This is a genomic window from Streptomyces sp. NPDC036813 (genome assembly GCF_055609245.1).
This window is the reverse complement of sequence record NZ_JBVJPV010000002.1, coordinates 158,776-170,623: the sequence shown is the minus strand read 5'-3', so window position 1 is coordinate 170,623 and position 11,848 is coordinate 158,776. Positions and strand designations below refer to the sequence as shown.

Here is an 11,848-nt window from a genome sequence, read left to right as displayed (position 1 = left end):
CGCTCCCGTCGGAAGGAGGAACCCGTGGAGCGCTTGCGGGAGTACCACGCCAAACGGGACTTCGCCCGCACCGCGGAGCCGCAGGGCCGCACCTCGGCCGCGAGCGACGAGCCCCGGTTCGTGGTCCAGATCCACGACGCGCGGCGGATGCACTTCGACTTCCGGTTGCAGGTCGGCGACGTGCTGAAGTCCTGGTCGGTGCCGAAGGGGCCGTCCGGCGACCCGCACGACAAGCGGCTGGCCGTGCCCACCGAGGACCACCCGCTGGAGTACGAGGACTTCGAGGGAGTGATCCCCAAGGGCGAGTACGGCGGCGGCACGGTGATCGTCTGGGACGCCGGGACCTACGAACCCCTGAGCCACGACCGCCGCGGCCGTCCCGTCGACTTCGCGGAGTCGCTGGAGCGCGGGCACGCCACGTTCCGGCTGAAGGGGAGCAAGCTGCGCGGCGAGTACGCGCTCACCCGGTTCCGGGACGGCGACTGGCTGCTGGTCAAGGCCGGACGCCCAGCGGCCGGCCGCGGCACACCCGATCCGCGCCGCGCCCGCTCGGTCCGCACGGGCCGGACACTCGCCCAGGTCGCCGCGGACGGGTGAGCCGTCATTCCCGGTGCTTGCGCAGCGCGGCCAGCGCCCGGTCCGCGTGCGTGTTCATCCGCAGTTCGCTGCGGACGACCTCGAGAACGGTACGGTCCTCGGCGATGACGAAGGTGACCCGTTTGGTGGGCGCGAGGGAGAACCCGCGCTTCACGCCGAAGCGCTCCCGCACGGCACCGTCGACGTCGGCGAGCAGCGGCACACCCAACGCATGACGTGCGGCGAACTCCTGCTGCCGGTCCACGGCGTCACCGCTGATCCCGACCGCACGGGCCCCGACGGCGGCGAACTCGGCGGCGAGATCCCGGAAGTGACAGGCCTCGGCGGTGCAGCCGGGGGTGAGAGCGGCCGGGTAGAAGAAGAGCACGACCGGCCCGTCGGCGAGAAGCCCGGTGAGCCGCCGGACAGTGCCCGTCTCATCGGGCAAGGCGAAGTCCTCGACCCGGTCCCCCACGGTGATCACGGCCGCACCTCCGCGGCGCGCGCGACACCACGCGCCCACAGCACGAGCGGCACCTGAAGGGGCAGCCGCGCCAGGGCCGCGGTCCGCTGCGGTGCCGGACGCCGACGCCAGTCGACGGCCATCTTCACATTCGCCGGGAACACCCCGACGAAGAACCCGGCCGCCGCCAGCGCGGCGGTCCGCCGGGTGCGCGGAACGGCCAGACCCGCCGCGAGGACCAGTTCGGCGGCGCCACTGGCGTACGTCCAGGTGCGCGGCCGTCCGGGCAGCGCACGCGGGATGGTCGCGTCGAACGAACGGGGCGCGGCGAAGTGGGCGACACCCGCCGCGGCCAGCAGCCCGGCGAGCAGCAGGGGTGAACGTTCGGGCACGGTTCCTCCTGAGGGTGACCAGACGCGCGATATTACTGGTTAGTAGGGCCGCGCGAACAGCCTCCACCGGGGCCCGCTCCACCACGGACCGCAGGCGCTGCACCCGCCCACCGTTCAGCCGCACGGGCCAGCCCACCGTTCAGCCGTACGGGCCGCCGCGGGCATTCAAGGGGCGCGGGGCTGCGTCGATCTGCGGCTCCGCCCCGTGGTCGCGACCAGCCGCGGCGCCGCCCGCACACGCCGCCGCAGGCGCACCCGCCCAAGCCGCCCGCAGGCACAGGTCAGGCGCCGTCCCCCTCCGCCTCCACCACTGCGGCCCGCGCCAGAAAGTCGTCCACCATGCGATGAAACAGCGTGGCGAGCTGTCGCAGATCCTCCGTGGACCACTCGGCCAACGCGAGCTGCATACCGCGCGCCCCCGCGTCCCGGACGGCGTCCACCGCACTGCGCCCCGCCTCCGTCAGCTGAATACGCTGCGCGCGCCCGTCGTCGGGATCGGGCACGCGCGTGACGTACCCGGACTTCTGCAGCTGCTGCACGGTACGCGTGACGTGCGAGGCTTCCACGCCGAGCCGGTTGGCCAGCTCCCCGGAGCGCAGGGGCTCGGAGTCGGCGACCTGGCGCAGCAGGGCCACCGCGGCCCGGTCCAGCGGGACGCCCGCCAGGGCCATCAGCCGCTCGTGCTGCCGCGCCCGGGTGCTGAGGTAGGTGATCCGGTTCAGAGCGCGCTCGATCTCGGCGACTTCCGGGGAGGCAGCGGGGGCGGCGGGAAGCGGTGATGTTGCCATGGACCCACGCTACCATATCGTTGCGTAACTCAAGTAATTCCCAGCCGGGCCGGCTCCCTGCGCTCCGGGGAGCCGCCCGCCGACCCGTTCAGGCGAATCCGCCGCGCCCCGCGCGTGACGCCCGGTCCCCGCGTCCACCTTTCAGGACGTGACCCTGCCACTGATCATTCCCATGCTCGCCACACCCGGCACCCTGCCGCCCGCCTCCCAGGACTCCCGGTGGGCGTACGAAACGAAGCAGGACGGGCAGCGTGTCGTGGCATACCTGGCCGGGGACGGCACCGTGGTGCTGCGGGCCCGCTCCGGTGAGGTCATCACCGCCGCCTACCCGGAGCTGCACGCGCTGGGCGACGCGCTCGGCGGCACTCCGGCCGTGCTGGACGGAGAGGTGCTGGCCCTGGACGCGCGGGGCCGGGCGGACTTCCAGCTGCTGCAGTCCCGGATGGGGCTCGCCCACGCCCCGGCACGCGCGGCGCGCAAGGCGGCCGAACAGCCCGTCCACCTCGTCCTGTTCGACGTCCTGCACCTCGCCGGCCGCTCGCTGCTGGCCCTGCCGTACCAGCAGCGGCGCACCCGCCTGGAGGCGCTCGGCCTGCACGGGCCGTACTGGTCGACCCCGGCGGCGCTCGTCGGCCATGGCGCCGAGGCGCTGGCGGCCACCCGCGAACACGGCCTGGAGGGCCTGGTGTGCAAGCGCCTGGACTCCGTGTACGAGCCGGGGGTGCGCTCCCGCGCCTGGATCAAGATCCGCAACATGCACGGTGTCGACGTGATCGTCGGCGGCTGGCTGCCGGGCAAGGGACGGCTGTCGGGGCTGCCGGGCGCGGTGCTGGTCGGCCAGCGCGACGCGGCCGGCGCACTGCGGTACGTGGGCGGGGTGGGCACCGGCTGGAGCGAGCAGGAGCGGACGCATCTGGCCGGACTGCTCGGTGAGTTGGCGACCGGCGCCTGCCCGTTCACACCCCTCCCGAAGGTGGCGGGCGCGCGGTGGGTGCTGCCCCGGCTCGTCGGGGAGGTGCGCTACAGCACCCGGACCCGGGCGGGGATGCTGCGTCAGCCGTCCTGGCTGCGACTGCGGCAGGACCTCACGCCCGAGGAGTCGGCCGCCGATCTGCCCGACACCTCGTCATGATCCGTGTATTCGGCGGGACTTCACCGAGGAGATACCCCGCCCCTCTTGGCGCGGACATGTAAAACGCGGGACGCTGAACGCCCCCACAGCCGCCCGACGTCCCCGTGCCAGGAGGAGGACGCAGTGACGTTCAAGGTCCACCGCAGGAGATGGCTCACCGGACTCGGCGGCGCGCTCGCGCTCGTCGTCGCCGTACCCACGGCCGCCTTCGCCGGCCCGCCGCAGGCCCTGCCGGCCAACGCCGACAGCCTGGAGCGCACCTTCCAGCCGGCGTTCGACTACGACACCGACGGCTGCTATCCCACGCCGGCCATCGGCCCGGACGGCACCGTCAACGGCGGCCTGAACCCGACCGGTGCCCTCAACGGCAACTGCCACGACGCCGCCGACCTGGACAACACCAACGGCTACTCCCGCTCCAAGTGCAACAACGGCTGGTGCGTCGTCCTGTACGGCCTGTACTTCGAGAAGGACCAGGCCCTGCCCGGCAGCAGCATCGGCGGACACCGCCACGACTGGGAGCACGTGGCGGTCTGGGTGCAGGACAACCAGGTCAAGTACGTCTCCACGTCCAACCACGGCTCGTTCACCGTGCACCCTGCGTCCGAGGTGCGCTTCGAGGGCACCCACGCCAAGGTCGTCTATCACAAGGACGGCATCGGCACACACTGCTTCCGCCTGGCCAACACGAACGACGAGCCGCCGGAGAACCACCGCCACACCTGGCAGTACCCGCCGCTCGTCGGCTGGAACGGCTACCCGCCGGGCATCCGCGAGAAGCTGAGCGCCTACGACTTCGGCAGTGCGCACTTCGGCCTGAAGGACGGGAGCTTCGCCTCCCACCTGGCCTCGGCCGAGCCCGCCGGCATCCCCTTCGACCCGAACGCCTGACGACCTGCCGCCGCCGCGCTCCGCTCACGCCTCGGCCTTGAGGCCCTCCAGGCCCGGTGTGACCAGCAGGGGAACGAACTCGACGACCTTGTGCGCGGCGACGCCGTTGAGCAGGTACGGATCGGTGGCCAGGATCCGGTCGAGCGCCTCGGCGGGCATGGAGGCGGCGAGGTACACGCCACCCGTCAACGGCACTTGCCGCCCGGCTGCCAGGAGCAGTCCCTGCGCGACGAGGTCGTTCAGCCAGTCGCCGTGGGCGGGCCGGTGCGGATCCACCTCGGGCAGCGGCACGGTATAGGTCACTGTGACGACGAACATGCTGCGGACCGTAGCCGACCCCCGGGCGCGCGGCGACCGGGTTTCCCACCGGCCGGGACCGGCAGGTCCAGGACTCCCGTCTGGGCCGGCTTCGGACCGCAGGCCGATCCGCGGTCGGAGGACGCGGCGTAGCGTCAGGGGCCATGACGCCGAACGACAGCACGGGAGAACTCGACGAGGCGTTCCAACGCCTGCACGCCACCGGTCCGGAACGGCTGGGGCGGCTCACCAACCACGCCCCCATGGTGGTCGAGGCGCTCGCCGCACATGGCCGGGCCGGGGCCGTGCACCGCTGGCTGGACCTCTACCGCCGCAAGCTGGAGGACTTCCCCGACCCGGTCGCCCCCGTCACGGACGACAACTGGCGCGAGGCGCTGGGCGATCACCGGCGGGCGGCCGACTGGATCGGCCACTTCTCCCGCGCGCTCGCCGACCGCCCGTGGCGCGCCGTCCTCGCCGAGTGGTGGCCGAGGCTGCTGCCCGGTCTGTACGGCGGCTCCACGCACCCGGTGATCCGGGTCGGCCACTCCGTCCGTGCCCTCGGCCGGGAGGACAGCGCGCCCCGGCGCACCGAACTCGCCCACGCCCTCGGCTACTGGGCGGCCCGGCACCGTACCGTCGAGGGCATCGTCACGCTCCCCGGCGCGGACAGCGCGGCGCGGACGCTGGACGCGGTGCTGCCCGTCGAGGGGGCCGAAGGGGGTTTCCCGGCCCGGCTGGCGGCCGTACGGCGGCTGCCCGGCTGGGCGCAGGACGTGGCCGATCCCGACACGGCCCGGGCCCGGCTCACCGAACTCGTCCGGGCCGCCACGCACCGGTACGCCACCCACGGGCACGGCGAGGAGACCATGCTGGTCCACGCGGCGACCGCACCCAACGCCGTCCTGCGCACGCTGGAGGCGCTGCCACGGGAGATGTGGGTGCCCAGTCTGCACGCAGCGTGGACGGCGTCCGCGGCGGTCACCGCCATGTACGCGCCCGCCGAGCCGGTCCCCTGGCGGACGCCGGGCGCCCTGACCGCCGAGGACGTGCTGGAGCGGGCGCTCGCGCACGGGGACGAGCACGTGATCAAGCTGACCGACACCGCCCTGGGCGTCGGCGACGAACAGGCCCTGGCCGCCGCGCTGCGCGCCGTCGAGCTGAGCGAACCGCTGGTCCGACCAGACCCCGTGACCCCATGATGTGCGGATGGATCATCACGACGAACTGCCCGCGGCCGTCCCGGCGGACGCCGTCCTCGCGCTCGCCGAGGGCCACCACGCCCGGGCCGCCAGGCCGCTCGGCTCCCGCCGGGCCGCCGGTCACCTGGTGAAGGCGTACGCGATCGAGGCGCCCGGGCGGACGGTCGGCGAGCAGGAGACCGAGGCGGCGCTGCGGATCGCCGGGGAGCACCTGGCGCTGGGCCGGACGCGCGGTTCGCTCGGGCTCGCGGTGCTGATCGTGCACGCGGGCGGCGACGGCGACTATCTGCTGGTCCACACCTGGATCGAGGGCTACATGTCGGACCTCGCGGTCTTCACCGGCCCGGCCGGCGAACCGGAGCTGCTGCGGCCCGGGCGTGCGGGTCTCGCGCCCTGTGTGTGGGAGGCCGCCCTCCTCGCGTACGAGCGCGAGGCGTTCTCCCGGCACGTCCTGGACGGCACCGGCGCGCTCGCCGAACGGCTCGCGTCCTGGGCCGGCGACACCCTCGAGGGGACCCTGCGATGACCGCCGCCGCACGCGTGCGCCCGGCGGTGCGCGCCGATCTGGCGCGGGTCGCCGAACTCGCCGCCCAGCACGCCGCCTACGAACGTTCCGCGCCGCCCGCGCCCGGTCTCGCCGAGCGTCTGGCCGTGTTGCTCTTCGACACAGCGCGGCCCCGGCTGCGCTGCCTGGTGGCCGAGCTGCCGGGCGGGGAGGTGGTCGGCTACGCCACGTGCGCGCCGGAGCTGTCCACCTGGGAGGCCCGCGAATACCTGCACATGGACTGCCTGTTCCTCGACCCGGACCACCGGGGCGGCGGCCTGGGCGCGCTGCTGGTGGACGCCGTCGTCGCCGAGGCCCGCGCGCTGGGCCTGACCGAGGTGCAGTGGCAGACCCCGGCCTGGAACGAGGGCGCGGCGCGCTTCTACGACCGGCTCGGCGCCCGCGCCCGGGAGAAGCTGCGCTACAGCCTGGCCGTGGCGCGCTGAGCGGCGTGGAGGGTCTATCGTGGCCCGCATGTCCGTTCCGGAACTGATTCGCATCGTCTCCCGCGACTCGCCGATGGCACTGGCCCAAGTGGAGCGCGTCCGCGCCGAGTTGGCCGCACTGCACCCCGGGGTGCGCACCGAGGTCGTACCGGTGAAGACCACCGGGGACAAGTGGCTCGGCGATCTGTCCCAGGTCGAGGGCAAGGGGGCCTTCACCAAGGAGGTCGACGCGGCCCTGCTGGCCGGCGAGGCCGACCTCGCGGTGCACTGCGTCAAGGACGTGCCCGCGGACCGGCCGCTGCCGGCCGGGACGGTCTTCGCCGCGTTCCTGAAGCGGGACGACATCCGGGACGCCCTCGTACACCCGGGCGGGCTCACCTTCGACGAACTCCCCGCCGGCACCCGCGTCGGCACCTCGTCGGTGCGCCGGATCGCCCAACTGGCTGCCACCCACCCGCATCTGACGTGCGTGCCGTTCCGCGGCAACGCCAACCGGCGGCTGGAGAAGCTGGCGGCCGGGGACGCCGACGCGCTGCTGCTGGCCGTGTCGGGCCTGGAGCGCATCGGGCGGCCGGACGTCATCAGCGAGGTGCTCTCCCCCGACGTGATGATGCCGCCGATCGGCGCGGGCATCCTCGCCCTGCAGTGCCGGCAGGACGACGGCGACCTCATCGACGCCGTCAGCGCGCTCGGCGATCCCGACACGCACCGGGAGGCCACGGCGGAGCGGATGTTCCTGCATGTGCTGCAGGGCCACTGCAACAGCCCGATCGCCGGCTTCGCCCGCGTGGACCGCAGCGGAGAACTCTCGCTGCGCGCCTGTGTCTTCACCCCGGACGGCAAGACCCGTCTGAACGCCCACGAGTGGGCCGGGCGGCTGGACCCGGCGACGCTGGGCACGTCGGTGGCGGTGGCGCTGCTGCGGCAGGGCGCGCGAGAGATCATCGACGGTATCGCGCACTGAGCGGACACGGTCGCACGTCACCGGGCGGGCGGCCGGAGCGTCAGGCGGTGCCCTCTTCGGCCTGGTCGCGCAGGAAGGTGCTGACCTGGTGAGCCAGGCAGTCCCGGCCCGCGCCGGCCGGGACGTGGGAGGGCTGGGCCTTCACGCCCAGGCCGCCGGTCCACATCCGGCGCTCCGCCCACTCCTCGTCGACCCGCAGCTGGACCTGGACGTCCACCTGGCTCAGGGCGTCCTCGGGGCCGGCGGCGTACAGCACGGCGGTGACCCGGCGCAGCGGGTAGACGTCGAAGCCCTCGATGAACTGCGAGTTGCGCCAGTCGATGAAGGCGCCCTCGCCGTCGGCTCCGACGCGCACGTCGATCTGGCCGTCCTCGAGGTGGACGCCGAACCGCTCGGGTCCGCGGTTCTCGACCGTCACCCGCAGCGCGAAGTACGTCAGCCCCTCGGCCGCGTCGTCCCGTCCGCGCGGCGGCTCCGCCTGCTCCAGACGGTGGACGCGGACGCGCAGACCGGCATGCTCCTCGTACTCGTGCCAGTCCCCGACCACGTTCGGCTCGTACACAGTCCACCTCTCGACTTCTGAGAGCTGCTTCCTATCCAGGCGGTCAGGGCACTGTCAAATGCGCCTCAGGCGCTGTGGCCAGCGGATTCGGCGTCGGTGATCGGTGATCAAGCCGTGCGCAGGGAGAATCTGTTTCCGGTCGTTCGGCCTGTTTTCGGGGGCGTGCCGCACATCACGTCCGCGGCCATGATCAGCGATCTTGACGGTGGGTCATGATCAGCGGGCCAGCCGGCCCAGCAGCGAGGAGGCTGCGGTGATGCCGAGCGCAGCGGCCACCAGGAGCACCGCGAAGTCCGCACCCAGGTGCGCGGGGGTGCCCAGCAGCAGGCCGCGCAGGGCGTCGACCTGGTAGCTGAGCGGGTTGGCCCGGCTGACGGCCCGGAGCCAGCCGGGCATGACGGAGAGGGGGTAGAGGGCGTTGGAACCGAAGAACAGCGGCATGGTGATGGCCTGCCCGAAACCCATCAGCCGGTCGCGGCTGAGCACGATGCCGGCGATGGTCATCGACAGGCAGGAGAAGAAGGCCGATCCGAGGACCACGGCCGCCGCGACGGCGAGCAGCTTCAGCGGGTTCCAGGTCAGCGCGACGCCTAGCGCCGCGGCGATGACGAGGACGACGACCGCCTGGACAAGTGCCTTGACCCCGGCGGCGAATGCCTTGCCGGTGATGAGCGCGGCGCGCGGAGTCGGCGTGACCAGCAGCTTGTTGAGGACTCCGGCGTCGCGCTCCCAGATGATCTGGATGCCGTAGAAGATGGCGATGAACATCGCGGACTGGGCGATGATGCCGGGCGCCAGGTAGTCGACGTAGGGGATGCCGCCGGTCGGGATCGCCCGGATGCGGGTGAAGGTCTGACCGAAGATCAGCAGCCACAGAGCGGGCTGCACGGCCCGGGTGTACAGCTCGGTGCGGTCGTGGCGCAGCTTCTGCAGTTCGACCGCGCACATCGCGAACACCCGGGCGGGCACCAGCCGCCAGGGCGCCCTGGGCTCGGGCGGGCGGAGCAGGAGGCCGGGCGCGGGGTCAGCCGACGCGGCGTGCGGTGCGGCGGGTGGATCGGACATCGCGGAAGTCTCCTGAGGTGTCGTCGAGGCCGCTGCCGGCGACATCGCGGAAGACGTCCTCCAGCGTGGCCGGGGTCGCCGTGCCGCGCCGTTCGGCGAGCCCGGCGCGCAGTTCGGCGGGGGTGCCGAGGGCCCGGATGCGGCCGCGGTGCATCAGGCCGACCCGGTCGCAGTACTGGTCGGCCTCGTCCATGTAGTGCGTGGTCACCAGTACCGTCATGCCGGTGGCGGCGCGTACGGCGTTGATGTGGTCCCACACGCCGGTGCGGGCGATGGGGTCCAGGCCGATGGTCGGCTCGTCGAGGATCAGCAGGCGGGGCGCGCTGACGAGAGCCTGGGCGAGTTCGAGGCGGCGGACCATGCCGCCGGAGTAGGTGCCGGCGAGCCGGTCGGCGGCGTCGGAGAGGCCGACGGCCGTCAGCGCCTGGGCGACCCGGGGGGCGCGTTCGCGGCGCGGCACGTCGAAGACGCGGGCGAACAGGGCGACGTTCTCGCGGCCGGTCAGGCCCGCGTCGGCGGACAACTGCTGCGGCACGTAACCGAGCAGGCGCCGTACGGCCATGCGTTCGCGGGCCGCGTCGTGGCCGAACACGCGGATCGTGCCCGGCGGGACCGGGAGCAGGGTGGTCAGGCAGCGGATCGCGGTCGTCTTGCCGGCGCCGTTCGGCCCGAGCAGTCCGAAGACCTCGCCCTGCCGGACGGTCAGGTCGAGCCCGTCGACCGCCTTCGTCGCACCGAAGGCGTACACCAGGCCGGCGCAGGACACGGCGTCGGGGACGGGATCGGCCAGGGGGCCGGTGGCGGTCGCGGGACCGGTCGCGGGGTCGGCCATGGATCCGGCCAAGGGGTCGCCCATGGGGCCGGTCGCGGGGGTGGTGGCGGGACCGGTCGCGGGGTCGGTCATGGGGTCTCCCCCTCCTGCCTCAGGCTCTCGGCCAGCCGGCGCAGCGCCGGTACCGCGGCGCGCAGCGCCTCCCGGTCGGCCTCGGGCAGCCCGGCGAGGTGGCGGTCCAGCAGTTCGGCGCGGCGCTCCTGCCAGTCCCGCAGCCGCTTGAGCGCGGCGTCGGTCGGCAGCAGACGGGCGGCACGACGGTCGGCGGGATCGGTCTCGCGGACCAGGTAGCCGCCCCTGACCAGGTGGTTGACCAGTGTGGAGACGGAATTGCCCGCGAGGCAGAGCTCCTTGGCCGCCTCGGAGATGCCGATGCCGGGCCGGGCCTCGGCCAGTCGCAGCAGTTCGACCTCGGCGCCGCGCAGCCGTGGGGCGGTCAGTCCGGCACGCAGTCGGCGCCGGGTCAGCCGGTGCACACCGACGAGGGCGCCGGCGAGCTCCTCCGGGAGGGTGTCCTGGTCCACGACGCCGAGATTAGCTCTGTGTCAGAGGTATTCCGACCAAGGGCGGGTCAAGAGAGGCGGCGCTCACACAGCGCCGCCGGGTGGTCGCAAATCGCCAGGTTCTTCGCGAATCGGGTTTCACCCTGATGGAAGAAGGGAATCTGCTTGTCAGTGCTTCGGACAGGAGGCACCTCCGTGGGCCCGGTGTGCCGGACCCGACGCCCTCCATGTCCGGTCCGCGTGCTCGTCCCACGGTGTCTGTCCACCCAGCATTCGCTGAGGGAGGCGCGCATCGATGCGTACCGCCATCAGGACGCAGCAGCATCCGCACGACGACGCCCCCGACACCGCCGCCGACTTCGCCCGCCTGGCGACACTGCCCGACGGCGCCGAGCGCAAGGCTCTGCGCGACGAGCTGGTCCGCCTGTGGCTGCCCATGGCCGAGCGGATCGCCGTACGGTTCCGCGGCCGCGGGGAGTCCCTCGAGGACCTGTACCAGGTCGCCGCCCTCGGGCTCGTGAAGGCCGTCGACCACTTCGACCCGGACCGCGGCGGCGCCTTCGAGGCGTACGCCGTGCCGACGATCACCGGCGAGATCAAGCGGCACTTCCGCGACCACATGTGGACGCTGCACGTGCCGCGCCGGGTCCAGGACCTGCGCAACCGCGTCCGGCGTGCGGTCAAGGAACTCGGCCAGACCATCCCGGGCCGGCCGCCCACCATCGCCGAGATCGCCGCGTACGCCCAGCTCACCGAGCAGGAGGTGCGTACCGGCATGGAGGCGCTGGAGTGCTTCTCCGCGCTGTCGCTGGAGGCGGAGATGCCCGGCACCGACGGCTACGCCCTCGGGGACGCCCTCGGCGGCCCGGACCCGGGTTTCGACACAGTCGTGGACCGCGAGGCGGTCAAGCCGTGCCTGCAGGCCCTCCCGGAGCGCGAGCGGACCATCCTCTACCTGCGGTTCTTCCAGGGGATGACACAGAGCCGGATCGCCGAGCAGCTGGGCATCTCCCAGATGCACGTCTCGCGGCTGCTCAGCGGCTGCTTCGCCCAGCTGCGTGAGGAGATCCTCGCCGAGCGGCAGTGATCCGGGACGTGGCTGGTCCAGGCAGGGGTCCGGTGGTCCGGGCGGTGAGCCGGACCGTGGTCCAGGCAGCGGTCCGTGATCGTTCGCAGTGGTTCGCAGACAGG

Annotated in this window: 16 protein-coding genes; 8 read left to right on the top strand and 8 right to left on the bottom strand. The window is 73.1% G+C overall.

The genetic code is table 11. The features are described from left to right. Positions 1–24: 24 nt before the first annotated feature. Complete coding sequence (locus ACZ67Q_RS04830; protein WP_471176424.1) at positions 25–597, top strand: DNA polymerase ligase N-terminal domain-containing protein; 573 nt, start codon at positions 25–27, stop codon at positions 595–597. A gap of 4 nt (positions 598–601) precedes the next feature. Here the strand turns inward: ACZ67Q_RS04830 and ACZ67Q_RS04825 are convergent, their stop codons facing one another. The 3 genes from ACZ67Q_RS04825 to ACZ67Q_RS04815 form a co-directional block, all read right to left on the bottom strand. Next, a complete protein-coding gene (locus ACZ67Q_RS04825) occupies positions 602–1,057 on the bottom strand; it encodes a peroxiredoxin (RefSeq protein WP_471177686.1) in 456 nt (151 codons plus the stop codon). Further along, a complete protein-coding gene (locus ACZ67Q_RS04820) occupies positions 1,057–1,431 on the bottom strand; it encodes a DoxX family protein (RefSeq protein ID WP_471176421.1) in 375 nt (124 codons plus the stop codon). Before ACZ67Q_RS04820 ends, ACZ67Q_RS04825 begins: the two co-directional genes overlap by 1 nt. Positions 1,432–1,712: 281 nt before the next feature. Continuing rightward, positions 1,713–2,219, bottom strand: coding sequence for a MarR family winged helix-turn-helix transcriptional regulator (locus ACZ67Q_RS04815; protein WP_471176419.1), 507 nt, complete (start codon positions 2,217–2,219; stop codon positions 1,713–1,715). A gap of 148 nt (positions 2,220–2,367) precedes the next feature. Here ACZ67Q_RS04815 and ACZ67Q_RS04810 point away from each other — a divergent pair, with 148 nt between their 5' ends. After that, the gene (locus ACZ67Q_RS04810; RefSeq protein WP_471176416.1) at positions 2,368–3,351 is read left to right on the top strand and encodes an ATP-dependent DNA ligase; all 984 of its coding nucleotides are present in this window, start codon (positions 2,368–2,370) and stop codon (positions 3,349–3,351) included. 123 nt (positions 3,352–3,474) lie between these two features. Then, on the top strand, positions 3,475–4,242 hold the full coding sequence (locus ACZ67Q_RS04805) for an NPP1 family protein (RefSeq protein ID WP_471176414.1): 768 nt from the start codon (positions 3,475–3,477) through the stop codon (positions 4,240–4,242). A 24-nt stretch (positions 4,243–4,266) separates the two neighbouring features. Here the strand turns inward: ACZ67Q_RS04805 and ACZ67Q_RS04800 are convergent, their stop codons facing one another. Continuing rightward, on the bottom strand, positions 4,267–4,560 hold the full coding sequence (locus ACZ67Q_RS04800) for a YciI family protein (RefSeq protein WP_471176412.1): 294 nt from the start codon (positions 4,558–4,560) through the stop codon (positions 4,267–4,269). Between the two features lie 143 nt (positions 4,561–4,703). Between ACZ67Q_RS04800 and ACZ67Q_RS04795 the strand changes: the two genes are divergently transcribed. The 4 genes from ACZ67Q_RS04795 to hemC are packed head-to-tail and all read left to right on the top strand — an operon-like array spanning position 4,704 to position 7,695. Beyond that, positions 4,704–5,741 carry a questin oxidase family protein gene (locus ACZ67Q_RS04795; protein ID WP_471176410.1) on the top strand — a complete coding sequence of 346 codons (1,038 nt, stop codon included), beginning with the start codon at positions 4,704–4,706 and terminating at the stop codon, positions 5,739–5,741. Between the two features lie 7 nt (positions 5,742–5,748). Beyond that, the gene (locus ACZ67Q_RS04790) at positions 5,749–6,267 is read left to right on the top strand and encodes a hypothetical protein (protein ID WP_471176407.1); all 519 of its coding nucleotides are present in this window, start codon (positions 5,749–5,751) and stop codon (positions 6,265–6,267) included. Beyond that, positions 6,264–6,731, top strand: a complete 468-nt coding sequence (locus tag ACZ67Q_RS04785; protein WP_471176405.1) for a GNAT family N-acetyltransferase — start codon at positions 6,264–6,266, stop codon at positions 6,729–6,731. The genes ACZ67Q_RS04790 and ACZ67Q_RS04785 overlap by 4 nt, the downstream gene beginning before the upstream one ends. A gap of 28 nt (positions 6,732–6,759) precedes the next feature. Then, positions 6,760–7,695 (top strand): hydroxymethylbilane synthase, encoded by a 936-nt coding sequence (hemC, locus tag ACZ67Q_RS04780; RefSeq protein ID WP_471176402.1) that lies wholly within the window; start codon positions 6,760–6,762, stop codon positions 7,693–7,695. A gap of 40 nt (positions 7,696–7,735) precedes the next feature. Here the strand turns inward: hemC and ACZ67Q_RS04775 are convergent, their stop codons facing one another. The 4 genes from ACZ67Q_RS04775 to ACZ67Q_RS04760 all read right to left on the bottom strand — a co-directional run bounded on the left by ACZ67Q_RS04775 (position 7,736) and on the right by ACZ67Q_RS04760 (position 10,678). Beyond that, entirely contained in the window at positions 7,736–8,257 is a 522-nt protein-coding gene (locus tag ACZ67Q_RS04775; protein WP_471176400.1) for a hypothetical protein, read from the bottom strand. A gap of 216 nt (positions 8,258–8,473) precedes the next feature. Next, complete coding sequence (locus ACZ67Q_RS04770) at positions 8,474–9,322, bottom strand: ABC transporter permease (RefSeq protein WP_471176397.1); 849 nt, start codon at positions 9,320–9,322, stop codon at positions 8,474–8,476. Then, positions 9,282–10,154 carry an ABC transporter ATP-binding protein gene (locus ACZ67Q_RS04765; protein WP_471177683.1) on the bottom strand — a complete coding sequence of 291 codons (873 nt, stop codon included), beginning with the start codon at positions 10,152–10,154 and terminating at the stop codon, positions 9,282–9,284. The genes ACZ67Q_RS04770 and ACZ67Q_RS04765 overlap by 41 nt, the downstream gene beginning before the upstream one ends. A gap of 68 nt (positions 10,155–10,222) precedes the next feature. Then, a complete protein-coding gene (locus tag ACZ67Q_RS04760; protein ID WP_471176394.1) occupies positions 10,223–10,678 on the bottom strand; it encodes a MarR family winged helix-turn-helix transcriptional regulator in 456 nt (151 codons plus the stop codon). Between the two features lie 274 nt (positions 10,679–10,952). Here ACZ67Q_RS04760 and ACZ67Q_RS04755 point away from each other — a divergent pair, with 274 nt between their 5' ends. After that, on the top strand, positions 10,953–11,744 hold the full coding sequence (locus ACZ67Q_RS04755) for an RNA polymerase sigma factor SigF (protein ID WP_471176392.1): 792 nt from the start codon (positions 10,953–10,955) through the stop codon (positions 11,742–11,744). The last annotated feature ends 104 nt before the right edge of the window (positions 11,745–11,848 follow it).